The organism is Wukongibacter baidiensis (genome assembly GCF_050888315.1).
Lineage (GTDB): Bacteria > Bacillota > Clostridia > Peptostreptococcales > Caminicellaceae > Wukongibacter > Wukongibacter baidiensis.
Genome location: NZ_CP138202.1, coordinates 1,486,408 through 1,511,920, shown reverse-complemented (window position 1 = coordinate 1,511,920; position 25,513 = coordinate 1,486,408). Strand labels below are relative to the sequence as shown.

The following is a 25,513-nucleotide window of genomic DNA, read 5'->3' as shown; positions in this document are numbered from 1 at the left end:
AGTTACATGTCATATTTAGATCAAAGCCTTTATGGTTTATGGGGAAGGGTAATAGTAAATATAGTGATTATGCTTATATTTGTTTTATCAATATTTAAACCGAAAACTAAAAAAGAATGGAGATCCTTAGGAGCATTTACGGCTTTTTTAGTTGCATTATTTAGTGAAATGTATGGTTTTCCACTAACTATATACTTCTTAACATCCATCCTAGGAAATAAATATCCTGTACTTGACCCCTTTACCCATATCAATGGACATCTTTGGGTTGCATTTTCAGGAGGATCAAGATTAGTATTTTCAATATTACATCCTATAAGTAATATTGTAATACTATTAGGATTGTTCATTATTGCTGTGGGATGGAAAGCAATTCACTCTGGAAATGGGGAATTAGTAGACTATGGAATATATAAATATATAAGACATCCTCAATATAGCGGTTTTGTTTTAATTATCATCGGCTTTCTTATTCAGTGGCCAACGATTATAACGCTATTAATGGCGCCAATATTGCTTATTGTATATAGAAAATTAGCTAAACATGAAGAGAAAGTAATGATAGAAAACTTTAATGAAAAATATCTAGCATATAAAGATATAGTACCTGCATTTGTACCTAATAAAATAATAAGGATTAGAGATTTATTTCAAGTAAATTAAAAAGATAAAAAATACAATTGAACATATATGTTTTGGTATTCATAAAAAGAGGCTGTTCTCGCTTTAAAAGGTAATCTTTAGAGCGAGACAGCCATTTTTATTGTATAAATAGCTACTATCAGAGTTTACTCACTTAAAAATTTCCGAGCTTCCTTAACAGCTTTTTGATGGTCCGGATTTATGCGATTAGTTCCATGGGTTTTACTTTTGAGAAAATGTACATCAAAATGCCCACCCATATTATTATCTCTTATAAAATCTGAACCATGAGGCATGCCAGCCATTGAGGCTGGAAGTTTATAATCTCCAACTTCTACAATAATAGGTCTCCTAATCCATGACCATTTACCTCCGTATACTTCCTTCATAATTGAAGTATCTTCCTTGGTTAAGGTCTCGGAGTCTGCATGATTAGTTCCATATGTTCTTTTAACATTAAATGATTTACCGGTTTTGATATCAGTAATTTTATATGTAGTTCCTCTAGGGATAATATCCTTTATCTTACCAAACCAACTCCATTCATTAGAAGTAGCAGGTCTAGCAGAACCCCTTGATACTTGTGTAGGTTTAGTTTTAATAATAAGAGCATTTAATGTGCTCTTTCCAACAATACCATCTGCTATCAAACTAGAATCTTTTTGAAATCTTAATACGGCACCCTTTGTTATATTACCAAAGTAACCAGTTATTTTATTGTTAAAATAACCTAATTGTTTTAATTTGAGTTGTAGATCTTTAATTGATTGTCCACGCATTCCTGTTTTTAACGTTATTGTATTATTTATCTCACTTGCTGCATAGACATTAGTCGTTAAGATAGGCTGAGACAGTAGACTTATGCTTATAATTCCTGTAATCAATTGTTTCTTGTTCATTGTATCCTCCTCATTAAAAAATAATTAAGCTTAATATGATTTTCTAAACCCATTATTATTTTTAAAGCAATTTGTATGCCAAAAATATTTAGGTTAATATAACAGGGAGACCTTATGTAACTGTTGTATTTGATACACTAGTTGTAGCATATTCAACAGGCTATATGCGAGTGGGGTAATAATTAGGCATAAAAAAGCTAGCATTTTTGTAACTTATTAAATGCTAGTGTTTCTAAATTTTTTTAAAACTACTTTACTAATCAAGAAAGTTACGGGGAATAGTATTAGTAGCTGTATAACAGGTATAAAACCTATGTTTGTGCCTGGAAATAAAGGCATAGCTTCGGAGTACTCCCACCTTTCTGTATAAAGAGCATTTACTTCAAAATAAAAGCTTAAAAACAAAGCATATAATGACATAATAATGTACTCTTTAAACTTCCATCTTTTCATTATCCAATTGAAATCTTTATTTGCAAATGCTAATAAGAGATACAAAATTACTGTCATATTGATATCTCCTATGGTAGCGCTAAGCATCAAAAGTGTTTGCTTGGATTTTTCGTTATCCATAATATAAAAAATACCACACTGCCAATATTCCCAGGCATACTGCAAGATAGCAGCTATGAATACTATAACAATAACATTTTTTAATATTCTTTTCATATGCACACCTCAATTTAAGAAGTAATTTATCAATATATTATTCTTGGGTAATAATAATTACACCATTAGCAAGTCCATAGATATTGCCACCTAATACCCTTCCTAGTTCAGATGCAATTTTTTCTTGATTTTCCTTGTTTTCTGCTAAAAAAGTAGCTACACCTGAATTGGCTACTAATTTCTCATCTAAGGTAACAATTGCAAGTATACTCCTAGTTTGGCTTTCCTTCATTTATTATTCTCCTTACCCTTATTTGATTTCTTATTCATTTCTAATATAGGAACATTAAGGATGATTTCCTTTAATCTGCTCATATCTTTAATAATAGGGACGATGACTAAGGCTACTTCACCAGTATCAAAATTTCTTCTTGTGGCTACATACCTTTCTAATCCAAGCAACCTTGAACATTCGTGGACGATAGCCTTTCTTTGTCCATCGTGGTTTAGTATAACTTTTTCGGTATCATCATTCTTTATTGGCTTTAGAATGACAGCAAGACCATTCTTTAAAATTCTATCTTTTGTAGCTGATAAGCCAATGTTCATCACATATATATCTCCCACGTAAAGGTTTGAACCATCCTTAAACTCGATAGAAGCTTCCTCAGCTGTAACAATATCCTTTAGAGTATGACCCTTGGTATATTGCTTAAGCAAAGATACTGCTATAAATCCAATGAGAATAGATAGTGGGAAAATAATAAAATTATTTTTTGTAAAGCTTCTAATAATAAAAGCAGATAAAGTTGTTGTTAATGAAACGATCATAACAATATAATTTCTTGCTTCGAAGGTTTTAGCTATACCATCTATATAGGATTCCCCTCTAGGTGCATAACTTTCCCTTTCTAAAGACTGTAGCGTATCCTTTTCCATTTTTCTAATATCTCTGAATTGTTGAATAGCCAAAGCTAGAAAGGTTACGGCAACATAGTTCTTTCCTAATAATGCTGGATAGGCTACTGAACCCATTGCTGCTGCAATAAAACCCGTTGTCAAATGAATCAAATATCCATTTGGAAAGGTAGGGTATTGCCTTATGTCACCTCTAAGCAACCACCATCTACTAATAAAACCAATTAGAGTACCTATTAAAATAAATTGTAGTATATAAGATTCTAAAAGATGATTTTGCTGCATACCAATTCTCCTTATGATTTATTTCGTATTTATTTTTAGCATTAGGAGATTTAATATGTATGAATAAATGAGGTTATATGCTTTGAATTGATTGACTCAAAATAGATTAATAGATATTTATGCTGTCGCAAATACAACAATATATGTAGCATATTTTACAAGTTATTCCAAAAAAATAAGAACTATATTTTAAAGTTAACAAAGCTATAAAAAGTAATCCACTAGAAAAATTAATGATAATGGTAGAATGATTAAAGAAAAATTTAGCAAAGATATAGCCTTGCAAAACCGATAATATAAGGCCTTTAAATAATAAATACAAGTATAAGATAAAGCCTTCGAAAATAATAACAGGATAAAGATTTTCCTTTAAGAGTAGTTAAAATTCATCGATAGTTAGGCAAATATGGAGATGGCATATTAATTGCTATTAAACTTGTCGTAAGAATTAAAGTTGATATAGGAGGATTAGGAAAATGAAAGAGAAGTATGATGAATGTAGAGTGTATTTTTTAATGACTATGACATCTTTATTCTGGGGAGGAGCCTTTATAGCAGGTAAAATTGGTGTGACGCAGTTTCCACCATTATCACTAACATTTTTTAGGTTTCTAATCGCTACTTTGATTGTGTTTCCTATAATGGTGATGTTTGAGAAAAAGGAATGGAAACTTAAGAAACAAGACTTGCCTATTATATTTATATTAGGGCTTGTAGGTATTTTTGGATATCATGCCTTATTTTTTACTGCATTAAAGTATACAACTGCAATTGACTCGTCTATGATTGTTGCAACAAGTCCACTTGTAACATCCATATTAGCATCAATAATTGTTGGAGAAAAGCTAGGGATAAAAAGATTGGGTGCAATAGGACTTGCTTTATCAGGTGTGTTATTAAGTGTATCTAATGGTGATATAAGTGTTTTAAAAAATATGTCTATAAACGTTGGGAATATAATTATGCTTGGTGCGGTGTTATGTCAAGCAACGTATAGTGTATTAAGTAAAAAAGTAATGAATAGGTATTCGCCCATGATTATAACATCCTACAGTTTTTTAGTAGGGACTATTATTTTAATTCCATTTGTAATAACTGACAATCCTGTAACTTATATTACTAATGTAACGTGGAAAGGCTGGTTGTCGGTTACATACATGGCTGTGTTTGCATCTGCTATTGCATTTTTATTTCAACAGACTGCCATAAAAAACATTGGAGCTAGTAAAACTATGTCTTTCATTAATCTGGTACCTGTTTTTTCGATTATTCTTTCTGCCATAATTCTTAAAGAAAAAATTACAATGATTAAATTTTTTAGTGCTCTGATAATTATTGCTGGTGTTTATCTAAACTCCTCTATTAATAAGAAAACGAAGGCAGAAAAGATAATAAATAATTTAACAACTAGAGAAGCTATATAATTTTCAAATCAAAAAATTCATTTCTATATTGGGACCTGTAATTTAAATATGATCTTATAGATGTTTTGTTTTGGCATGAAAATTGCTCTTCTAATTAATATGGATGTTAAGAGATAGAAAATATTTTCTTCATAATTTCTCTATAAGTTAAAGCTAAAATTATATATAAGTAATCGGATTGGAAAAGGAGGAAATGACTATGAGTATATTAAAAAGGGTGAAATCAATATTAACTGCTAAAACTAATGCTTTGTTAGATGAAATGGAAAATCCTGAAGAAGCTTTAAAATTCTCAATTATAGAGATGAAGGAGCAGTTAAGAAAAATAAATAATTCTCTAGTAGAGGTTGCAACAATTAAAAAGAAATTAGAAAGTGACCTTTTAGATGTAAATGGAAAAATAAAGGTAGCTCAATCACAAGCAGAAATTGCAATGGAAACAGGTCGAGATGATCTTGCAAAATCAGCATTGGAAAAAAAGCATAATTTTATAGAGCAGGAAAAACGAATACGCTTGGAAATAGAAGATGTAAAATCAAAACTTGATATGATTAGAAATAGCAAATTGCAATTAGAATCAAAAATAAATGATTTAGAAAATAAAAAGAAGGAATTAATAGCAATGAATAAAGCTGCAGATGCTCAAATGACTGTCAAGGAAACACTCACAGGTTTATCGAATGATATTACAGATATTAATGAACGAATAATGAGGGCAGAAAGTAGAATTAAAGAAAAAAATGCAAAGCTATCTGCTATGGATGAACTTGCTGAAATAGGAGCAATCAGCGAATTGGGAAATGAAAATGATGTCGAAAAGGAATTAATGAAGATTCAGAGGGAAAGAAAGGTAAAGGAAGAATTAGAGAAACTTAAACAAAGTAAAGGAGGAGAGAAATAATGGGATGTGGAGGCGGATATAGAGGCCTCTTTAGAGCATTTGATTATTATTCATCACCCAGAAGAGGCTGTAGCGATGATAGATATGACCGAGATATATACTATGAGAGAGATGACACGGAAGAAAAGATAATTCTAATAAAAAAAATGTTTGCTGAAGGAATTGTTAGCGAAGAAGAATATAAAATATTAAAAAATCAGGTGATTGAGAGAAGGATAAGCTTTGAAAAATTAATGAATATGAGATCTGATAGATTGGGCAAACAAAAAAATACTAAAACAATAGATAATAAACAACAAGAAAAGGAAGCAAATAATAGCAAGATAAATAAACTACTAGAGACTAAGGAAAAAATTCTACAAGTCAATGATAAATTGGATTCTAGGATTAAGGAGCTTACTTCAGAGAAGGATAAATTGAAAGAATTATCAGCTGCAATGATTAACACCAATGAAGGAAAGACAGAAGAATATATTAATAGGAGACTAAATATTGAAGAAAGTATACAAAATTTAGAGAAAAGAAAAGTAGAACTAAGAAATGAAATAGAAAATATTAATAAGATGATTAAAAAGTTGGAAACTAGAGAGTTAGAGCAAGAAGCTTTGAGGTTAAAAGAAGAGTTATCAAATATGCAAATAGATTTAGATGGATAGTTAAAAGACCAATCAGATTTCAAATACAGAAAGGAGTTTTAATATGTGGCATATGTTTGGCCCTAGTAACAATTATTTGTGGATTTGGATGTTTGCTGCACATATAATAGGGCTATTAATTTTTATTGGGATTATAATACTAGTTATAAAGCTAATAAACAAAAATACAATGGTGCAAAATCACTCATATCCAAGTAAATCACTTGATGTTCTGAACGAGAGGTACATTAAAGGAGAAATAAATGAAAAGGAATATCTTTATATGAAGAAAATACTAAATAAGTAAAATGTTTGATTGAATAGTGGAGTGTGTTATATAGCATATGAGACCTTAACATAATTTAAGTTAGTGAAAAGGTGGTAGAAAATCATGAAAAAAATAATCATACTAATAGTTGTACCAATAGTTGCAGTATCGATATTTCTATTGTATAAAAACATCGATGCAAATAAAAAAAACCAAGATTTATCAAGTAAAGATTTACCAATTAATAATAAATATGAAGATATAAAAATAACTGAAAATAACATAGATGTTAACTTAGAAGATGGGATTGATGTGCAGCAGTTTATGAGAACAAACAGCCAGGGGAGAGTAGATGTAGGGGTATTATTTACAAACCTAATAGAGGACAATAAGGATTATATAGTCTTTGAATTGATGCTGAACACTCATTCGGTAGACTTAGATGAAGTAGACTATGCTAAGCTATCAAGAGTAACAAATGATAGTGGTCTAATAATAGATGAAGGCATTATATGGGAAAAAGATGGTGGGAGTGGACATCATATATTTGGATACATAAAAGTCCCCAAAAAGTATAAAGAAAAAAGTATTATTGAAGATACAACGAAATTTATTGAATTAGAGATAAATGGATTAGATGGTGTGGAATCTAGAAAATTCATTTGGGAAGAGGATGCTTTAAAGTACTTGAAAAATGAGTAAAACTAATAACTATTCATATAGCTATCGTAATAAATTAATTTCAAAAAGAAAATAATAATTAAAAGCCCATATTTTTGGAACTAAGGTTTTGAAAATATGGGCTTTGTAATTAACACAGATTATTTATGAAAAATATGGGTTTAAAAAAAATTTTATATATAAATTTTGTCGAAAAACGTTGACTGGTTATTAAAGAAATGGTAAACTAAACAAAGTAATCCGATAAGAATACTATGAATTAAAAAAGAGGAGGCGAAAAAATGTTTTTAAGCAAAAAGTATTTATTAGTATTATCAATGGTTTTGGCAGTAGTATTGGTGGTTGCGGCATGTGGCGCAAAACCGAGTGAAGAAGTAGGAAATGAAGTTGTAAGGATAGGTACTTCAGGTGGATATCATCCATTTACTTTTATGAATGAAGAAGGTAAGTTAGATGGATTTGAGATAGATGTCTGGACTGAAATCGGAAAAAGAATAGGTTATGATATTGAATTTAACACAGCTGCATTTAGTGGACTATTTGGTATGCTAGATACTGGAAAAATAGATACTATTTCAAACCAGATAACAATTACAGAGCAGAGAAAAGAAAAATACTTATTCCCAGTACCATATGTTTACTCAGGAGCACAATTAATTGTACAAAAAGGAAATAATGATATTAAGTCTTTAGAAGATCTAAAAGGTAAAAAAGTTGGTGTAAGTTTAGGATCAAATTATGAGCAATTAATAAGAGAATACGATAAAAATAATGAGATTGAAGTTATTACCTATGAAGATTTTATTGGATCACTACAAGATGTAGCTATTGGTAGAATCGACGCAGTGATGAACGATAAACTAGCAGGCGTTATAAATATTAAGGAGTCTGGACTTGATCTTCAGTTAGGTGGAGAGCCTGTTCATCCGTTAGAAAATTCTTTCCCATTTGTAAATAGTGAAGAAAATAAAGCTTTAATTGAAAAAGTAAATAAGGCTATTGAAGAGATGAGAAAAGATGGGGCTCTTACAGAAATCTCAAATAAGTGGTTCGAAGTAGATATAACAAGTAAATAGAATTGGTGATTAGAGATGAAAATTAATTTTCAACCAGAGTTTATGCTAGAGGTTTTTCCAAGAATACTTAAATATGTTCATGTAACCTTAAGTATAACAATTATTTCAATGGTAGTCGGATTAGCAATTGGGACGATAATTGCCCTGATAAGAATATATAAAATTAAAGGCTTTGAATCAATTGTAAAGGTATATGTATCATTTTTTAGAGGAACTCCTTTATTAGTACAGTTATTCCTATTGTACTTTGGTCTGCCACAGGTTATTCCCAAGCTCGCGAGTATGAATGCCTATACTGCAGCATTTATAGGACTAAGTCTTAACAGTGGAGCCTACATGTCAGAAATTATAAGAGGAGCAATTAGTGCTATAGACAAGGGACAGATGGAAGCCTGCCTATCAGTTGGTATGACGAGTTGGCAAGGGATGAAGAGAATAATTCTTCCTCAAGCAGCGAGGGTAGCTATTCCTTCATTAGGTAATACCTTTATAGGTTTGCTTAAGGAGTCTTCTCTTGCATTTACATTAGGAGTTTCTGAAATGCTTGCTCAGGCGAAAATGTCTGCTGCGGCAACCTATAGGGTTTTCGAGAGCTATTTGACGGTAGCATTAATATATTGGATGATCACAATAGGTTTTAGTTATTTACAAGGTAAAGTAGAAGAAAAAATGAATAAAGCCTATTAAAGCAAAAGGATGATAGTATGTTAAAAATAGAAAACTTGCATAAAAGCTTTGATGATTTGAAAGTGCTTAAAGGCATTGACTTAGAAGTAAGTAAGGGAGAAGTTGTAGTAATAATAGGAGCCTCAGGTTCTGGAAAGTCAACTCTATTAAGGTGTATCAATTATCTTGAAACGCCAGAAAAAGGAATTATTGAAATAAATAAAGTAAGGGTTGATGCTGAAAAAATAAGTACAAAAGATATTCAAGGCCTTAGAAAAACGACGGCAATGGTTTTTCAAAACTACAATCTTTTTAAAAATAAAACTGCTATAGAAAATATTACAGAGGCCTTATTAGTTGTAAAAAACACTCCTAGGGATAAAGCTGAAGTGATTGGAGAAAGGCTTTTGGAGCAGGTAGGCTTAACTGATAAAAGAAACACTTATCCAAAGGCTTTATCGGGAGGCCAACAGCAGAGAGTTAGTATTGCAAGAGCTATGGCTTTAAACCCAGATGTTATATTGTTTGATGAGCCTACTTCAGCCTTAGATCCTGAACTTGTTGGAGAGGTTTTGAATGTTATAAGAGAATTAGCTAGGAAACATATGACCATGCTTATTGTTACCCATGAAATGGGATTTGCAAGAGAAGTTGCTGACAGAGTCATATTTATGGACGGCGGCTATATAGTAGAAGAAGGTAAACCAGAAGAAATATTTACAAATCCAAAGCATGACAGGACAAAAAAGTTTTTAAGTCAAATTATCAAAAGATAGTTTTACCCGGATTATTCATAGAAAATTAAAAAAAATATAACCCCCCTTATTAATACAGCTAGTGAAATATTTTCCTGGCTGTATTTTTGTAGGTAATGTATCTTATAGAAATTTTCTATAGATACGGAAAATATCAAAGGTAGTGTAGGATTTCCAACATAGGATGTATCAAATAGCACAGTTGGAATTTATATAATATATCATATGAAAACTATAATATATCCTAATTGTAATAAAAGAAGAAAATATCTATTCAAAATTCAATTGGTACATTACTTGCATAAGTTTATTAGTATAATAAGAACTATGGGTATGATATTGTTGATGAAGGAAGAAATAATACAAATGAGACAAGTTAACGCTTTATGTATAATGATTATAGATATAATAAAAATTAAAGCTAATAACAGAATCAATACAAAATAGCAGAAATGATCTTAAGGAGATTAAATGTATGAGAAATAAGAAAAAATTACATAATATTATTTTTATAATTCTTAGCACCATTATTATTACAATACTCCACTACTTTACTACTGCTAATAGGTGGGACATACATGAGTTTTTGAGGAGATTGTACTATATTCCCATAATTGTTTCAGCCTTTCGTTTTCGCCTTAAGGGTGGACTGTTATCCTCAATAATAATATCACTGCTCTATGCCCCACATTTACTACTTCCTTATGTGGCTTCTCTTAGTAATGGAGATATAACTATTTTAAACCAATTTTTAGAGATAATCATGTTTATAGCTATAGGAACAGCAACTGGATTTTTAGTAGAAGCCGATTACAAAAAAAAGAAGATGCTAGAGCAGCAGATAAAAAAATTAACTGATCTTGAAAATTATACACAAAATATTCTAGACAGTATGACTAATGTATTGATAGCTGTAAATAAACACTTAGAAATACAATCTATAAATAAAGAAGGAAGAAAGCTATTTCAGTTGAAAGGCTCATTTATAGGCACGGGACTTGAGAATCTATTTCTTGAACATGAAAGACTAGAAAAAATATTATTGGATATGCTTTCAAGAAATAAAAAAATACTAAATAAGGAATTAAGGTTTACCCTTAAAACTGGTCAAGAGATTTATGTAAAGCTTATAGCATATCCACTATACAATATCTTAGATGAAATTGAGGGTGTTGTAATTGTACTTGAGGATATTTCAAAAATAAGAAAGCTGGAAAGTCAAATAAGGAGAGCAGAAAAGCTATCGGCGGTTGGAGAACTTGCATCAGGTATAGCACATGAAATTAGAAATCCATTGGGTATTATTAAAACTATATCTCAGACAATTAATAATGAAATCCAAGATGAAGAAATCAAAGAGGGTATTGAGATAATAATACATGAAGTAAATAGAGCAAATACTGTTATTAAAGGAATGTTAGATTTTGCAAAACCCCATGTTCATCAGAAGAAATATCATAGCTTAAATAAATTGATTAGTGAGGTATTACTTATCACAGATAAATATACACAGCAGCATCATGTTGAAGTTAATTATTGTACTAAAGATGATAAAAATCTATTAGTTGATGTTGATAAACTGAAACAAGCTTTTATAAACATTATATTTAATGCTGTACAGGCTATGCCTGAAGGTGGAAGCCTTGATATTAATCTACTTGTTAATAATGGATATACTAAAATATCATTTAAAGACACTGGACAGGGTATTTCCCAAGATATAGTAGAGAAAATATTCGAACCTTTTTACACAACAAAGGACACTGGTACAGGGCTAGGACTTGCCATTACCCATAGAATTATTGAGGAACATAATGGTTATATAGAAGTAGATAGTAAGTTAGGAGAAGGCACTCGAATTAATATTTATCTGCCAATGGAAGTGAAAGGAGTTAAAGATGATTAAAAAAATACTAATCGTTGATGATGAAAAAAATATGATCTGGGCTCTTAAAAAAGCCTTTAAAAATGAAGAGTACAAAATAATTACAGCAGCAGATGGAATCGAAGCTATAGAGAAGGTTAAATCTAACATACCAGATTTAGTGTTACTTGATTTAAAAATGCCAAAACTAAATGGTCTTGAGGCATTGAAAGAGATAAAGACTATTGATCCCAAGATTTCAGTTATTATGATGACAGCCCACGGTACCATGGAATCGGCAGTTGAGGCGATGAAAAATGGTGCAATAGATTATATTTCAAAGCCATTTGACATAGAAGAACTTAAAATACAGATTAGAAAAGCCCTTGACATAGAGGCCATGAGGGAGCAAATAGAGTTTCTGACAGAAGAGCTTGAAAGCAAAACCGGTAAAGTAATAATAGGTGAAAGCTCTAACATAAAAGAAGTATTAGAGATAGTTAATCGTATTGCCAAAAGTAATGCAACTGCACTGATAACAGGAGAAAGTGGTACAGGTAAAGAATTGTTTGCCAATGCTATTCATTATAATAGTGATAGAAAGGATAAGCCCTATGTTAAGATAAACTGCGGTGCAATTCCTGAAAACTTACTAGAAAGTGAATTGTTTGGTCACGAAAAAGGAGCCTTTACAGGAGCCATAAGCAAAAAGCTTGGAAAGTTTGAGAGGGCAGATAGTGGAACGATATTTCTTGATGAGGTTGGAGAACTGAGTCTTCCGATGCAAGTAAAGCTACTCAGAGTTTTGCAAGAAAAGGAGATCGAGAGAGTCGGGGGAAGTGAAGTTATAAAGATTGATGTTAGGGTAGTTGCCGCTACAAATAGAGATTTAAAGAAAATGGTTGAGGAAGGAAATTTTAGAGAGGATTTATATTATCGATTAAATGTTATACCTATAGAACTTCCATCCCTAAAGGAGAGAAAGGCAGATATACCTTTGTTAGTTAGATACTTTATTGAGAAGTATTGTAATCAAATGGCTAGAAAGTTAATCAAAATAGATGAGGACGCATTAGAGGTACTAAATAATTATAAATGGAAGGGAAACATTAGGGAACTTGAAAATGTGATAGAGAGAATGGTGATTTTAAGTCAAGAAGATACAATTTATAAAAAAGATTTACCAAAGGAAATTTTATTTGCAGATATGGAGGGGGCAGAATTTATACTACCCGAAAGTGGTATAAACCTTGAAGCAGTTGAAAAGAGCTTTATCAAACAGGCCTTAGCCTCTAGTGATGGTAATCAAACTAAGGCCGCCAAACTACTTGGTATTACTAGACATACACTCCTATATAGGATGGATAAATATAAGATTAATAATAATTAAATAAAAAATCTCTTGATTAAATTTCGATCAAGGGATTTTTGTATTTTAAGCTTAGAATCCTTCAAATAACTAAGGAAATAGCCACTGTATTTAGAACTTGGAATATAGAATTTGTAATTTGTGAAATATGCAGAGAACTTTGACAATGACAAAATAATGCTATTTTCTAAATATTTGTGAAAGTATAGAGATTCCAGTCAAAACTTTAATTTATGCATATCAAAACTCTCCAGAAACATCGGATATTTTGATATGCATAAATTAAGATTTACTTGGAACTCTTTATAATAGAGCAATATAGTGAAGAAATAGAGCAAAATATTTTCAAAAGGGTATGATAAGATTAAAGCATAGAATGACAGGAGGGGTTTTATGAAAACGTTTATCAAAGTAGTATCATTATTTTTAATTGTAGGACTTATGGCATCTATGTTTGTTGGATGCACAACTGAATCAGAACCATCAGGTAATGAGGGAGCAGCAAATGGTGGAGAAAAGAAAGATGATGAGATAGTAATAGGTCTTTCAATGGATACATTAAAGGAAGAAAGATGGCAAAGAGACAGAGATATCTTTGTGGCAAAGGCTGAAGAAATGGGAGCTAAAGTTTTAGTACAAGCTGCAAATGGAAATGACAACAAACAAGTTGAACAAGCTGAAAATTTACTTGCACAGGGTGTTGACGTTTTAGTTGTTGTACCACACAACGGTGAAATCAGTGCAACTATAGTTGAAGCAGCCCATGCTGAAGGAGTACCAGTACTTTCATACGACAGACTTATTAAAAACTCTGAGGTAGATTACTATATTTCTTTTGATAATGAAAAGGTTGGTAGACTTCAAGCAGAATACATCCTATCAAAGGTAAACAAAGGAAACTTTGTTTATATAGGTGGAGCTCCAACAGATAATAATGCATTATTATTTAGAAAAGGTGCAATCGATGTATTACAACCATATGTAGACAAAGGTGATATTAAAATAGTTTATGACCAATTCTCAAAGGAATGGCAGCCTTCAGAAGCTCAAAAGCATATGGAAAACGCTTTGACAGCAAATAACGATAATGTTGATGCAGTTATCTGTGCCAATGATGGTACAGGTGGTGGAGCTATAGCAGCCCTTGCAGAGCAGCAATTAGCTGGAAAAATACCTGTAACTGGACAAGATGCAGAGCTTGCAGCAACACAAAGAATAGTAGAAGGACTTCAATCAATGACAGTATACAAGCCTATCGATAAGATTGCTAATAAGGCAGCAGAAGTTGCAATAAAGATAGCTAAGAAAGAGGAAGTTGAAGTAAATAGTAAGGTTAATAACGGAAAAATTGATGTACCATCTATATTACTTGAGCCAATCAAAGTAGACAAAGACAATATGATGGATACAATTGTAAAAGACGGATTCCACAAGTTCGAAGACGTTTACAGAAATGTACCAGAGGATCAAAGACCTAAGCAATAGATAAAAATTAGGGATATTAAGTCCCACACCTTAAGTCGAATTTCTCTTTGAAAAGTGACTATAAATAATGGGGCTAACTCATAAAGGATTCTTATGAGCTTAGCCCCGAGGTTTTTCAAAATGAATTTCTAGTAGACCAGAAATTCATTTTGAAAAACCTACAATAGAGTTAGGAGGAAAAAACCTTGCATGGACATATTCTAGAAATGAAGGGTATAACTAAAGAATTTCCAGGGGTAAAGGCCCTTGATAACGTTAATTTTAGTGTTAAAAAAGGAGAAATACATGCCCTTGTAGGGGAAAATGGTGCAGGAAAGTCTACCCTGATGAAGGTTTTAAGCGGTGTGTATCCTACCGGAACCTTTGACGGAGATATTATAATAGATGGAAACAAGAGAGACTTCCAAAATATAAAGGATTCAGAGGAATGCGGAATATCAATCATTTATCAAGAGCTTGCATTAGTACCCCAAATGAGTGTTGGAGAAAATATATTTCTCAATCATGAGCCAACAAAGCTAAAAGGAGTAATTGACGACGACAAGCTTTATTATGAAACTCAAAAGCTGCTTGATAAGCTTAAATTAAATATCAACCCTAGGATGAAAGTAAACTCCTTTGGTGTTGGTGTTCAACAGCTAATAGAAATCGCAAAGGCTTTATCTAAGAAAACAGAGATACTAATTCTCGATGAACCTACTGCGGCTTTAACCGAAAGCGAAGTTGAAATACTGTTTAGGATACTGAATGATTTAAGGGACCACGGAGTTACTAGCATTATTATCACTCATAAATTGAATGAGGTATTTGAAATATCCGATACGGTTACGGTTCTAAGAGATGGACAGACGATTGGGACCTATGACATTGAAGAGTTAGATGAGGACAAAATAATTTCCAAAATGGTTGGTAGAGAGCTAACAGATCTGTTTCCAAGGGTAGAACATACTCCTGGGAAAACCATAATGGAAGTAAAGAACTTCTCCGTTTACGACCCAGATGTTCCCGGGAGAAAGCTTGTAGATAATGTTTCCTTTGAGATCAAAGAAGGAGAAATACTAGGTATATCCGGACTTATGGGAGCAGGTAGAACAGAACTGGTGATGGGCATATTTGGAGGCTTTAAGGGTAAAGTTGAAGGTCAGATATTTATAAATGGAAAAGAAGTAAAGATAAATACACCTATGGATGCTATTAAGAACAAGCTTGCCCTAGTAACAGAGGACAGAAAGGGAAATGGTCTAGTTCTTGATCAAAGTATTTTAGTTAATACTACATTAGCGAGTTTAGGGAAAGTAACTAACGGAATTACACTGAATGAAAATGAAGAAATAAAGTGGACTGATAAATTCGTTAAGGATTTAAAAACTAAGACTCCATCTATTGAGCAAAAGGTAAAGAATCTTTCGGGAGGAAACCAGCAAAAAGTAGTTATCGCTAAGTGGCTTATGACAGAACCTAAAATACTGTTTCTAGATGAGCCAACCAGAGGAATAGATGTTGGAGCTAAGTATGAAATATATAGTATCATGAATGAGTTAGTTGATGAAGGCGTAGCGGTTGTTATGATTTCTTCTGAGTTGCCAGAAGTTATGGGAATGAGTGACAGGATACTTGTTATGGGTGAAGGTAAATTAAGAGGTGAAGTGCATTATGCAAAGGCAACTCAAGAAAAAATTATGCATTTCGCAACAGGAGGTAATTAGAATGACTAGTAATACACAGACATTGAATGAAAAAAAGACACCTTGGATGCAAAAAATTGATGTTAGAAAATATACAATGATAATAGCACTTATAGGTATATGGGTATTATTCACGGTACTAGATAAAACGGGAACATATTTATCGGCAAGAAACCTATCAAACCTTTTCAGACAGATGGCCGTTACATCTATACTTGCAATTGGAATGCTTATGATCTTAGTTGACAGACATATAGATCTTTCCTTGGGATCACTGGTAGGATTAACCGGTGGAGTATGTGCAATCCTAATGTATAAGTTGTCGGTTCCATTTTGGCTAGCTATATTGTTAACTCTTGGCTTAGGAGCAATATTGGGAGCTTGGACAGGTATGTGGGTTACAAAGGGAGTACCAGCCTTTATAGCTTCTTTAGGTGGGTTATTGGCTTACCGTGGAATAATAATGGGACTTACAAAGGGTGTAACTATACCAGCTAGTGATAGCGCCTTTAGAGCTATTGGTACAGCATATTTAAATAGTGTAACCAGTTGGATTATAGGTATAATTGCATGTGCATTTTTAGTTTATACTACCTTTAAAAAGAGGAAAGACAGAATAAACTATGGATTTAAAGTTCGATCGAAGTCTATGGAGATTTTTATACTGGCAATTTATTTAGTTTTATTAATTGCATTTGTGGTTGTAATGAATGCATATAAAGGGATTCCTGTTCCTATATTAATAGTTCTTGTTGTGGGTCTAATTTTTACATTTATAACTAATAAGACACAGTTCGGAAGACAGGTTTATGCAATAGGTGGTAACTCTGAAGCAGCTAGATTATCAGGAATTAACGTAAAGAATAAAACCTTAATGATATTTGTAATAAGTGGATTTTTAGCTTCCCTAGCGGGAATATTATTTACTGCTAGACTTGGTTCAGCAACTCCAGATGCTGGAAACATGTTCGAACTAGATGCCGTGGCTTCCTGTGTTATAGGTGGAACATCACTTCTTGGTGGAGAAGGTACAGTATTTGGTGCAGTGCTTGGAGCTCTAGTGATGGCAAGTATTGATAACGGAATGAGTATGCTAAACACTGAATCATTCTGGCAATACATTGTTAAAGGGTTGATTCTAATAATCGCAGTATTTATTGATATCCAGTCAAAGAAAAAAGCAGCATAATAATGTAATGAGCTAATTCTCCCCCACATTATTTTTTATATAAATATGGAGTGCTCCTCCAAAGAGTATGAGTATTTTTTTTCAAAGGAATAAATTTACTTATACTCTTACTCCATTTTTTGTATAAAATAAAAGAAAGCGCTTTTATTAGTAAGGGAAGAAAGGAAAGAGGTGAAATTTTGAGTGAAAACAATATTTTAAAGGGGACCATTGCACTGATCATAGTTTCACTTGTTATATCCTTTGGATATATTTTTTCCATTAAATATGGAATGAAAATCACTAAGCCCAAAAAGGATTTCAAATACCATTTTGTTCTTATTGGAGAGGAAAAAGACAATCCACTATGGAAGGAAATTAGAAGAGGAGCAGAAGAAGCTGCATTAGAATATAATATTGGTCTTGAATATCTTGAGCCCGATGTAAATAATATAAAAGAGCAGCAGGAACTTTTGGACATGGCTTTTAAATCAAAGGTTGATGGAATAATAATAAATGGCTATGAGAATGAAGAAATAAAGGAAATAATTAAGAGGGCCTATGAAGATAATATACCTACAATTCTTTTAAACGATGAGGTTAATCTTAGTAAGAGAATATGTTATATTGGAACTAATAACTATAAAGCAGGTATGATAGCAGTTGATGAGCTGAAAAAGCAAAGAAGAGATTTTATAAAAATAGGAATTATAACAAGGGAAAGCGAATATGTAGGTGAAGACTTAAAATTATCAGGGATAATGAAGGGAATAAAAGAAAATCCCACAATGAAGCTAAGTGCCATTAGAACCTTTACTGGATCGAAGATACAGCTATACAATGAAATAGTTTCAATGATAAGAGAAAACCCTGAAATAAATGCGATAATTGGTGGAGAAATATATGATACATCTATTATAGGGAAGGTTTTAGTTGATCTTAATAAGGTTGGTGAGATATCCGTAGTAGGGTACGATTATTTAGATGAGACATTGCGGTATATAAAAAAAGGAGTAGTATCTTCGGCTATTTCAAGAAATCCCTATGAAATAGGATATAAAAGTATAGAAATATTAGATAAATATAAGAATGAAGAATTTATAGATGACGTATTCTATGTAGATGTTGATGTTATAAATGCTGAGAATATTGATGAATACTATGGGGAGGACGAAAATGAGTAGCAGCAAATTTATTTCGATTAAAAGAAAGCTTCTGCTAACCTATTTAATTATCATCATGTCAATGGGACTTGTAAATGTATTCCTATTTATAAATTCTTCCCTTATCAAAAATCAGTATAATGAAATAACTAACACAATATTTATACTAAACAGTCTTTCAAAGAAGATGAAGGAAACAAATAAATCCCTTGAAGGATATATATTTACCCATAAAAGAGAAACTATAGACGAAATGTACAATAATCAATGGTTGTTTATGAAGCTTCTTAGGACAATTGATGAAGATTTATTAGATGACGTGAGCCAACTATACGTTGAAAACATATATAATCTTGTTAACGAAACCTATATTGACTTAGCTGAAAAAACCATATGGTCAGTGAGAGGAATCGAAGAAGAAAAGACCACTGAATTTTTTAGAGAAGCCACTAAAATAGGAGACTATGTGGATCGGTATCTAAAGATGCTTATGGACAAGCAGCTTGAACAAAGTGATATTTTGCATAAACAAAATGCTGAACAAGCAAATAACATTTTAAGGGTGAACATTCTATTAGTAATATTTAATATACTTTTAGGTGGTATTATTGCATATTCCTTTTCGAAGAGAACCGTTGAGACTGTATATTTACTCCATGATACTGCGGAAAAAATATATGAAGGAGACTTGGATATAGAAGAGATTCATTTAGACTCAAAGGATGAATTTGACTTGTTAGCGGACTCATTAAATAAATTGAATAAAAACACTAAGAATTTAATCCACAAGATAAAGAAAAATGCTGAATTAGAAGTGAGACTTCATAAAGAGGAGTCGGAGAAACTAAAGATGTCAACCCTATTAAAAGAAGCAGAACTCCTTGCATTGCAATCACAAATTAATCCTCACTTTTTATTTAACACCTTAAATATTATTTCAAAAACGGCCCTTATCGAAGAAGCCGATAAAACCTGTACTCTAATTGAATCAGTCTCAGACATGTTTAGATATAACCTAAAAAAGCTTAACGATATTGTAACCATAAGGGATGAAATTAGGGTGATCAATGAATATTTGTTTATACAGAAAACAAGATTTAGAGATAGAGTAAGCTTTTTAATAGATGTTGATGAAGAGATAATGGATATTAAAATTCCACATCTAACATTACAACCAATTGTAGAGAACGCTTTTATCCATGGAATAGAAGGATACGAAGAAGGTGGAGAAATAAAAATCCTTGGTAAGATTGAAAATGGAGACAGGCTTCTAATTATTGAAGATAATGGTCCTGGAATAGCTGAAGAGAGAATTAAAGAAATATTCTATGAAGGTGAGATCGAGAGAGAAACAGATATAAAGGGACATACAACTGGTATAGGACTGAAAAATGTTAAGAGAAGGTTAGAGCTGTTCTTTAATAGCAATGAAGTTTTTAGTATTGATAGAACTAATGATAGGGGAACAAAAATAATCATAAAACTTCCTCATGATTTAAGGGGTGAAAATAATGTATAGGGTATTGCTAGCTGATGATGAGGCTTTAGAAAGAGAAGGGTTAAGGGTATTATTAAGTAAGAACTTTGACGGACAATTTGATATATATGAAGCATCTAATGGAAGAGAAGCAATTGAAAAGGCTTATGAAATAAAGCCTGATATTATTATTATGGATATAAAGATGCCTGGAATTAGCGGTATAGAAGCTACTGCTGAGATACGTAAACGACTCAGTAATGTAAAGATAATTGTATTGTCGGCCTATGATTCCTTTTCCTATGCTAAGGAAGCTGTAAATCTAAATGTCTTTGAATACTTACTAAAACCTATTAAAAGAAGTGTGATGATCGAATGTATAGAAAAGGCTATTAAACTACAGGACAAGGAAAGAGAAAAAATCCAAAGGGAATTAAAACTAAAGGAGAAGTTAAGTAGTGTAATTCCCTACATTGAAAATGAAATGGTAGGTTCCATTATATTAGGTGACATTGATAAAACTGATATCCTTCAGAACATGAATCTGATTAATTTTAAGTACGATAAGGGTTTCTGTATAGTTTTTGCCTACGATGGTCCAAGCTTAAAAAGAATATCTGACCAAATTGAAAAGAACTATATAAAGAAGAGAATAGAGAATAAGATAAGAGAATGTCTAAAGAAAAATTTTGATTGTATTGTGAGTAAGGGTGTATTAAATAATATTGTAGGTGTAATAAGAATAGATGATGAGCAAGATACCTATAAGCTTAGGTCAGTAAGTATTGACTTTGCTAGGGATGTTACATGTAAAATTGAGAATGAAACCAATGTAATCATGAAGGTAGGTATAGGGAATGAATATGAGGGTTTAGAGAACTCCAGTAAGTCATATAAAGAGGCGTTGATTGCCCTCAAGGTTGACTCTCCATCTCAAAAGGTAAATCACTTTGCAGATATAAATTTAGGTAATATCTATAATGAGGAGTATCCATTTGAAAAAGAGATTGTTTTAACTGAAAAAATTAAGATGGGATTATTACATGAAAGTCAGCAATTGTATGAAGAAATAATTGATTGGATTTTTAGCTCTCATTATGATAGCAATAAGAAAAAAATAAAGTTAATAGAACTTTCAATTGTTATAAATAGAGTAGTAAGAAGTAAGCTGCAGAATACTGATATTAGAAATAGCATAAACACTTATATGGAGTATGAAGATACTGATAAGGGCCTTAGCCTCTTAAAAAATGAGATTTTAAAGGATTTGACCTTGGCTATAAATACTATAAACAATACTAGAGAGAAAGAAATGGACTCTGTTATAACTGCAGCAAAAGAATATATAATGAAAAATTATAGCAAGGACCTATCCCTTGAAGAGGTTGCCCATAATATGGCTGTGAGTCCCTATTATTTCTCTAAACTGTTTAAAAAGAAGACTGGTGAGAATTTTATAGATTATCTTACTAAAATAAGGATTAAAAGTGCTCAGAAGCTATTAAGAGAGACCGATAAAAGCGTAAAAGTGATAGCCCGTAGCGTAGGATACAATGATCCAAACTATTTTAGCAGAGTGTTTAAAAAGATTATGAGAATGAGTCCGAGAGAGTTTAAGTCGAATTAAGAGATTAATTATAATATTGATCTATAAATGAGAAGCTAAGCTGGCTCGAGTTTTTGAATAATTACCTATTAAATTGGAAAAAAATGATGTATACTAGATACGGAAGAGATGATTGTTAAGGAGTGAAGTTGTTGTGAAAAAAACAAAGCTTTATTTGCTGTCAGGCTTTTTAGGGGCAGGAAAAACTACCTTTCTAAACAATATTCTAGAAGTTCTATCAGATAAAAGGGTAGGCGTAATAATGAATGAGTTTGGAAAGATTGGTATAGACGGACAAGTCATTCAGAAGGAAGATATAGAAATGGTGGAGATTAATAGAGGTTCTATATTTTGTTCTTGTCTTAAAATGTCATTTGTAGAGGCAATGACAGCGATGGCGGATCAGGACCTGGAATATTTATTTGTTGAGAGCTCTGGATTAGCTGACCCGTCAAATATAGGAGATGTACTATATGGGCTAGAGGTTACTAAGGGCGATGTATATGATTATAAGGGAGCAATATGCTTAGTCGATGGACTTCACTTCTTGGATCAAATAGATGATATTGAGACCGTTGAAAGACAGCTAAAACATTGTCATCTTATAGTTATTAGTAAGGCTGATTTAATTGATGAAGAGACTATTGGAAAGATTAGTGAAAAAATAAGAGAAATCAATCCAAAGGCCGATATACAAGTTGCTTCCTTCGGAAAATTAGATAGAAAAATTCTAGAAGAAGACCTTATTGAAGGCCATATTTTAGAATCAGAAGATACTACTAATACACCAGAAAATAAGCCAAAAACTTTGAATCTTACCTTCGACAAAGATGTTAAAAAGGAAGATTTAACTAGGTTTATAAATAGCATCTCTAAAGATAGCTATAGAATTAAAGGCTTTTTTAAATTAGAAGATGGATGGAATCAAGTAGACGTGGTAAATCAGAAAATTGACTATAAATTAATCGATGAGACTAGAGACAAATCTCAACTAGTAATTATATCTAAAATTGGACCACAAATCATTCGTGGAATAGCAAATAATTGGAAGGATATAATTGGAGAAGAGATGAAGTTGAGATAGCTAGATAGTTACAGGTTTCAAGTTCCAAGCGTTATATAGAACTTTTAAATGAAAATAATGAAATAGAAAAGTTGGGATCAGAATGATGAGTTTCTACGTTAGTTTAAATCATCATCATGAGCCCAACTTTTGTTTTTGTGTTTTAATATCTAATAAGAAATTTTGATTTTAAAGGGGGTGTCTCATAAAGGCTTCTTATGAGTACAGCCCCAGGGTGTTTCAGAATGAGTGAAGTTCAAGGTTTTGAAATTTCAACGGTTTGGCTAGTACTAACGTACGTGCCAAGTCGGTGAACATTTCAAATAACGCAGAAATTCACCATTATGAGACATCCACTTAAAGTACCTGATCTACATATTCCATCTCTTTTAAAATCTTTTGACAGATAACCTCATTTCCAGCTATCAAAGAAATACCTCTCTTTTCATTAAGGAACAGCACTTTTCCTCCAGCTTCTTCTACGATAAGCTGGCCTGCTGCTACATCCCATGGACTTAGATTGATCTCCCAATAACCATCGAGACTTCCGGCTGCTACGTTGGCCAGATCATATGCTGCTGCACCCATTCTTCTAAGGCCTCTAACCTTTGGAACAAAATGTGCAAAATAGAAAGCGTTATTATCTTCGGTTGTAGCTCTGTCATAGGGAAAGCCTGTTGCAAGTACAGATTTATTTAGTTCTTTTTTTGCTCCAACGGAAATCTTTTCGCCATTTAGATAGGCACCGTTACCCTTTGACGCTGTAAATAACTGATCGACAATGGGTGAATAAACAACTCCAAGGATTGTTTCATCTTTATACTTAAGGGCTATAGATGTGGCGAATATAGGAAGACCCTGGGCATAGTTGGTGGTTCCGTCAAGAGGGTCTATAACCCATAGGTAGTCCGACTCGATATCTGATTTCCCTGATTCTTCTGATAGAATACCATGGAGGGGATAATTTTCTTTTATAGAACTCAAGATGTACTTTTCACTTAGCTCATCAACTTCGGTTACTAAGTCTACACCTGTAGATTTTGTATCAATTTTAAGACTTTCCTTTCTAAAATATTCTCGCTGGATTTCTCCCGTTTGTAAAGCCCATTTTTTTACTTTTTCCAAAGCTATATTTAAATCAAGCATTATATATCAATCCTCCTATGAAATTAATTTTAACCTAAAACTCAAAAAGTTTCCAATTTCAAAGGTATTTCTTTTTAGTTGTAGAAATTAATATATAGAGATTCCAGTCAAAACTTTAATTTATACACATCAAAACTCCCCATGAACGTCGGATATTTTGATATGTATAAATTAAGATTTACTTGGAACTCTCTATAGATAATCCTATATTATTAAGAAGACTAAAGATAGATGTGAGGAAAAGACTATAATGAGAAGAAAAATCGATAAGAATCTTAATGTTAATAAAGCAGCTGCTATAATCTATTTTGTGAATATATCTCAAATAATTTTGTTTTTGGGATTTATTTTTTATAGCTATTTATCCAAAGAAGAAGCCAAGAACTTAATAAGTGATAACCTAGTAGTAATTTTTATAATTCTATGTATTGCCTTTTTTATGAATACCTATATAAATTTAAGAGATGTCAATGCACTAAAGAGGTTACACGAGCAAAATCTTATTCAAAAAGAAATGCTAACTCAGATTGAAGACTTGAATAACACTATGAGGGGACAAAGACATGATTTTTTGAATCATTTACAGGTGGTATTCAGCTTAATAGAAATGAATGAATATACTGAATCCAGGGACTATATTGAAAAGATATATGAGGATATAAAGAAAGTTAATAGGGTTATTAAAACGTCTAAGCCTGCTATAAATGCCCTTTTACAAGCTAAGCAACTTGATTGTGAAGATAGAGGGATTTTAGTAAAACTCCAGATTTCTACAAGGTTAGAAAATCTTAAAGTACCTTCATGGGAAATGTGTAGGGTGTTAGGCAATATTGTTGATAATGCAATGGATGCAACCGAGGGAATGGAAAAAAGGTTTATAGAGATAGAGATATTAGAAGAGACAAATAATTATAGGTTTGTTGTAAGAAATAATGGAAAAATGATATCTGAAGATATTCATGATAAAATTTTTCTGCCCGGTTTTACTACGAAGAGTGAAGATGGACATGGAATGGGACTCTCTATATCTAAGGGAATTGTGGAGAGATATGGAGGAAGGATTTTTGCAGAAAGTAAAACAGAAATAACTGTGTTTTATGTGAGCATTCCCTTTGAGTAGTGAAGCATAAAAAGTGACATTTAAATCTTCCATATGTATCTTATATAGAGTATCTATTTTTACTTTTATATTGATTGTATATACTTAAGATACAATCTACATTTAATAATTAAGCTATAATTTAGATACTATTAAGATGTGATGGGGGGGAGATTGTATTGGGAAGTTAATTAAAAGGTTTATACCAATAATTCTTTTAGTTTCGATAGAGACTTACTTTTACTTGAAAACTGATCCAAAGAATTTAGAAATGTTTTTTATGATTTGGGGAGCTATTTCACTAGCGTTGCTTTTTTACAATATTATTAATGTACAGGATAGTGGAACGATGAAATTTTTAGATATGTCTTCAAAGCGAGATTCAGTAAAATTCACAGGTTTGTTGCTAGAGCGATGGTACGCTACGGATAAGAGTAAAAAAAGAAGCTTTGGAGGAATTACAGATCCAGTAAATATACAATGGTTATTGGCCGTTATAGCCAATGTTATGGGTTATATACTTGTGATGCCTAAATAATATAAAGAGTCTATATGAGATATTTGCATAAAAATACTGTAAATAAAATAATGATTTAACAACATCTTTGCTCATGAAGGGAGGGAAAAAT

Annotated in this window: 25 protein-coding genes; 20 read left to right on the top strand and 5 right to left on the bottom strand. The window is 32.0% G+C overall.

All coding sequences use genetic code 11. The annotated features are described in order from the left end of the window. Positions 1–6: 6 nt before the first annotated feature. A complete protein-coding gene (locus R9X47_RS07050; RefSeq protein ID WP_432666044.1) occupies positions 7–663 on the top strand; it encodes a methyltransferase family protein in 657 nt (218 codons plus the stop codon). Between the two features lie 125 nt (positions 664–788). Here the strand turns inward: R9X47_RS07050 and R9X47_RS07045 are convergent, their stop codons facing one another. From R9X47_RS07045 to R9X47_RS07030, 4 genes are all read right to left on the bottom strand, one after another. After that, complete coding sequence (locus tag R9X47_RS07045) at positions 789–1,541, bottom strand: peptidoglycan-binding domain-containing protein (RefSeq protein ID WP_432666042.1); 753 nt, start codon at positions 1,539–1,541, stop codon at positions 789–791. Positions 1,542–1,757: 216 nt separating this feature from the next. Then, a complete protein-coding gene (locus tag R9X47_RS07040; protein ID WP_432666041.1) occupies positions 1,758–2,210 on the bottom strand; it encodes a hypothetical protein in 453 nt (150 codons plus the stop codon). Between the two features lie 37 nt (positions 2,211–2,247). Continuing rightward, complete coding sequence (locus R9X47_RS07035; protein ID WP_432666040.1) at positions 2,248–2,442, bottom strand: capping complex subunit for YIEGIA; 195 nt, start codon at positions 2,440–2,442, stop codon at positions 2,248–2,250. Further along, positions 2,439–3,353 carry a YIEGIA domain-containing protein gene (locus R9X47_RS07030; RefSeq protein ID WP_432666039.1) on the bottom strand — a complete coding sequence of 305 codons (915 nt, stop codon included), beginning with the start codon at positions 3,351–3,353 and terminating at the stop codon, positions 2,439–2,441. The genes R9X47_RS07035 and R9X47_RS07030 overlap by 4 nt, the downstream gene beginning before the upstream one ends. Positions 3,354–3,829: 476 nt before the next feature. Here R9X47_RS07030 and R9X47_RS07025 point away from each other — a divergent pair, with 476 nt between their 5' ends. The 17 genes from R9X47_RS07025 (at position 3,830) to R9X47_RS06945 (ending at position 22,660) form a co-directional block, all read left to right on the top strand. Continuing rightward, the gene (locus R9X47_RS07025) at positions 3,830–4,777 is read left to right on the top strand and encodes a DMT family transporter (RefSeq protein ID WP_432666038.1); all 948 of its coding nucleotides are present in this window, start codon (positions 3,830–3,832) and stop codon (positions 4,775–4,777) included. 199 nt (positions 4,778–4,976) lie between these two features. Next, the gene (locus R9X47_RS07020; RefSeq protein ID WP_432666037.1) at positions 4,977–5,678 is read left to right on the top strand and encodes a PspA/IM30 family protein; all 702 of its coding nucleotides are present in this window, start codon (positions 4,977–4,979) and stop codon (positions 5,676–5,678) included. Next, positions 5,678–6,334 carry a hypothetical protein gene (locus tag R9X47_RS07015; RefSeq protein ID WP_432666036.1) on the top strand — a complete coding sequence of 219 codons (657 nt, stop codon included), beginning with the start codon at positions 5,678–5,680 and terminating at the stop codon, positions 6,332–6,334. Before R9X47_RS07020 ends, R9X47_RS07015 begins: the two co-directional genes overlap by 1 nt. 43 nt (positions 6,335–6,377) lie before the next feature. Continuing rightward, positions 6,378–6,620: an SHOCT domain-containing protein gene (locus R9X47_RS07010; protein WP_432666035.1), complete on the top strand. Its 243-nt coding sequence runs from the start codon at positions 6,378–6,380 to the stop codon at positions 6,618–6,620. A gap of 84 nt (positions 6,621–6,704) precedes the next feature. Continuing rightward, positions 6,705–7,283: a hypothetical protein gene (locus R9X47_RS07005; RefSeq protein ID WP_432666034.1), complete on the top strand. Its 579-nt coding sequence runs from the start codon at positions 6,705–6,707 to the stop codon at positions 7,281–7,283. A 260-nt stretch (positions 7,284–7,543) separates the two neighbouring features. Then, the gene (locus R9X47_RS07000; protein WP_432666033.1) at positions 7,544–8,338 is read left to right on the top strand and encodes an amino acid ABC transporter substrate-binding protein; all 795 of its coding nucleotides are present in this window, start codon (positions 7,544–7,546) and stop codon (positions 8,336–8,338) included. Positions 8,339–8,353: 15 nt separating this feature from the next. After that, a complete protein-coding gene (locus R9X47_RS06995; RefSeq protein WP_432666032.1) occupies positions 8,354–9,025 on the top strand; it encodes an amino acid ABC transporter permease in 672 nt (223 codons plus the stop codon). A 17-nt stretch (positions 9,026–9,042) separates the two neighbouring features. Then, positions 9,043–9,780 (top strand): amino acid ABC transporter ATP-binding protein, encoded by a 738-nt coding sequence (locus R9X47_RS06990; protein WP_432666030.1) that lies wholly within the window; start codon positions 9,043–9,045, stop codon positions 9,778–9,780. Positions 9,781–10,234: 454 nt separating this feature from the next. Further along, positions 10,235–11,665, top strand: coding sequence for a two-component system sensor histidine kinase NtrB (locus R9X47_RS06985; RefSeq protein WP_432666029.1), 1,431 nt, complete (start codon positions 10,235–10,237; stop codon positions 11,663–11,665). After that, the gene (locus R9X47_RS06980; RefSeq protein ID WP_432666027.1) at positions 11,658–13,013 is read left to right on the top strand and encodes a sigma-54-dependent transcriptional regulator; all 1,356 of its coding nucleotides are present in this window, start codon (positions 11,658–11,660) and stop codon (positions 13,011–13,013) included. Before R9X47_RS06985 ends, R9X47_RS06980 begins: the two co-directional genes overlap by 8 nt. 372 nt (positions 13,014–13,385) lie before the next feature. Then, the gene (gene xylF, locus R9X47_RS06975) at positions 13,386–14,477 is read left to right on the top strand and encodes a D-xylose ABC transporter substrate-binding protein (RefSeq protein ID WP_432666026.1); all 1,092 of its coding nucleotides are present in this window, start codon (positions 13,386–13,388) and stop codon (positions 14,475–14,477) included. Between the two features lie 185 nt (positions 14,478–14,662). Further along, positions 14,663–16,183 (top strand): xylose ABC transporter ATP-binding protein, encoded by a 1,521-nt coding sequence (locus tag R9X47_RS06970; RefSeq protein WP_432666025.1) that lies wholly within the window; start codon positions 14,663–14,665, stop codon positions 16,181–16,183. A gap of 1 nt (position 16,184) precedes the next feature. Next, entirely contained in the window at positions 16,185–17,351 is a 1,167-nt protein-coding gene (locus R9X47_RS06965) for a sugar ABC transporter permease (RefSeq protein ID WP_432666024.1), read from the top strand. Between the two features lie 179 nt (positions 17,352–17,530). Further along, the gene (locus R9X47_RS06960) at positions 17,531–18,514 is read left to right on the top strand and encodes a substrate-binding domain-containing protein (protein WP_432666023.1); all 984 of its coding nucleotides are present in this window, start codon (positions 17,531–17,533) and stop codon (positions 18,512–18,514) included. Next, complete coding sequence (locus R9X47_RS06955) at positions 18,507–20,012, top strand: sensor histidine kinase (RefSeq protein WP_432666022.1); 1,506 nt, start codon at positions 18,507–18,509, stop codon at positions 20,010–20,012. The genes R9X47_RS06960 and R9X47_RS06955 overlap by 8 nt, the downstream gene beginning before the upstream one ends. Next, a complete protein-coding gene (locus R9X47_RS06950; protein ID WP_432666021.1) occupies positions 20,005–21,597 on the top strand; it encodes a response regulator in 1,593 nt (530 codons plus the stop codon). Before R9X47_RS06955 ends, R9X47_RS06950 begins: the two co-directional genes overlap by 8 nt. 133 nt (positions 21,598–21,730) lie before the next feature. After that, positions 21,731–22,660: a CobW family GTP-binding protein gene (locus tag R9X47_RS06945; RefSeq protein ID WP_432666020.1), complete on the top strand. Its 930-nt coding sequence runs from the start codon at positions 21,731–21,733 to the stop codon at positions 22,658–22,660. Positions 22,661–22,996: 336 nt separating this feature from the next. Here R9X47_RS06945 and R9X47_RS06940 read toward each other — a convergent pair whose 3' ends face one another. Then, positions 22,997–23,785: an inositol monophosphatase family protein gene (locus R9X47_RS06940; RefSeq protein WP_432666019.1), complete on the bottom strand. Its 789-nt coding sequence runs from the start codon at positions 23,783–23,785 to the stop codon at positions 22,997–22,999. A gap of 250 nt (positions 23,786–24,035) precedes the next feature. Between R9X47_RS06940 and R9X47_RS06935 the strand changes: the two genes are divergently transcribed. Together R9X47_RS06935 and R9X47_RS06930 are read left to right on the top strand one after the other, a co-directional pair. After that, complete coding sequence (locus R9X47_RS06935) at positions 24,036–24,905, top strand: ATP-binding protein (RefSeq protein WP_432666018.1); 870 nt, start codon at positions 24,036–24,038, stop codon at positions 24,903–24,905. Positions 24,906–25,128: 223 nt separating this feature from the next. Further along, positions 25,129–25,422 (top strand): hypothetical protein, encoded by a 294-nt coding sequence (locus R9X47_RS06930; RefSeq protein WP_432666017.1) that lies wholly within the window; start codon positions 25,129–25,131, stop codon positions 25,420–25,422. The last annotated feature ends 91 nt before the right edge of the window (positions 25,423–25,513 follow it).

Coding starts and splice junctions, on each gene's coding strand:
- R9X47_RS06985 (WP_432666029.1), top strand. CDS start 10,235: ATGAGAAATAAGAAAAAATTACATAATATTATTTTTATAATTCTTAGC.
- R9X47_RS06955 (WP_432666022.1), top strand. CDS start 18,507: ATGAGTAGCAGCAAATTTATTTCGATTAAAAGAAAGCTTCTGCTAACC.
- R9X47_RS06940 (WP_432666019.1), bottom strand. CDS start 23,785: ATGCTTGATTTAAATATAGCTTTGGAAAAAGTAAAAAAATGGGCTTTA.
- R9X47_RS07025 (WP_432666038.1), top strand. CDS start 3,830: ATGAAAGAGAAGTATGATGAATGTAGAGTGTATTTTTTAATGACTATG.
- xylF (WP_432666026.1), top strand. CDS start 13,386: ATGAAAACGTTTATCAAAGTAGTATCATTATTTTTAATTGTAGGACTT.
- R9X47_RS07020 (WP_432666037.1), top strand. CDS start 4,977: ATGAGTATATTAAAAAGGGTGAAATCAATATTAACTGCTAAAACTAAT.
- R9X47_RS06950 (WP_432666021.1), top strand. CDS start 20,005: ATGTATAGGGTATTGCTAGCTGATGATGAGGCTTTAGAAAGAGAAGGG.
- R9X47_RS06980 (WP_432666027.1), top strand. CDS start 11,658: ATGATTAAAAAAATACTAATCGTTGATGATGAAAAAAATATGATCTGG.
- R9X47_RS06935 (WP_432666018.1), top strand. CDS start 24,036: ATGAGAAGAAAAATCGATAAGAATCTTAATGTTAATAAAGCAGCTGCT.
- R9X47_RS06995 (WP_432666032.1), top strand. CDS start 8,354: ATGAAAATTAATTTTCAACCAGAGTTTATGCTAGAGGTTTTTCCAAGA.
- R9X47_RS07030 (WP_432666039.1), bottom strand. CDS start 3,353: ATGCAGCAAAATCATCTTTTAGAATCTTATATACTACAATTTATTTTA.
- R9X47_RS07010 (WP_432666035.1), top strand. CDS start 6,378: ATGTGGCATATGTTTGGCCCTAGTAACAATTATTTGTGGATTTGGATG.
- R9X47_RS07050 (WP_432666044.1), top strand. CDS start 7: ATGTCATATTTAGATCAAAGCCTTTATGGTTTATGGGGAAGGGTAATA.
- R9X47_RS06990 (WP_432666030.1), top strand. CDS start 9,043: ATGTTAAAAATAGAAAACTTGCATAAAAGCTTTGATGATTTGAAAGTG.
- R9X47_RS06965 (WP_432666024.1), top strand. CDS start 16,185: ATGACTAGTAATACACAGACATTGAATGAAAAAAAGACACCTTGGATG.
- R9X47_RS07015 (WP_432666036.1), top strand. CDS start 5,678: ATGGGATGTGGAGGCGGATATAGAGGCCTCTTTAGAGCATTTGATTAT.
- R9X47_RS07005 (WP_432666034.1), top strand. CDS start 6,705: ATGAAAAAAATAATCATACTAATAGTTGTACCAATAGTTGCAGTATCG.
- R9X47_RS07040 (WP_432666041.1), bottom strand. CDS start 2,210: ATGAAAAGAATATTAAAAAATGTTATTGTTATAGTATTCATAGCTGCT.
- R9X47_RS07000 (WP_432666033.1), top strand. CDS start 7,544: ATGTTTTTAAGCAAAAAGTATTTATTAGTATTATCAATGGTTTTGGCA.
- R9X47_RS07035 (WP_432666040.1), bottom strand. CDS start 2,442: ATGAAGGAAAGCCAAACTAGGAGTATACTTGCAATTGTTACCTTAGAT.
- R9X47_RS07045 (WP_432666042.1), bottom strand. CDS start 1,541: ATGAACAAGAAACAATTGATTACAGGAATTATAAGCATAAGTCTACTG.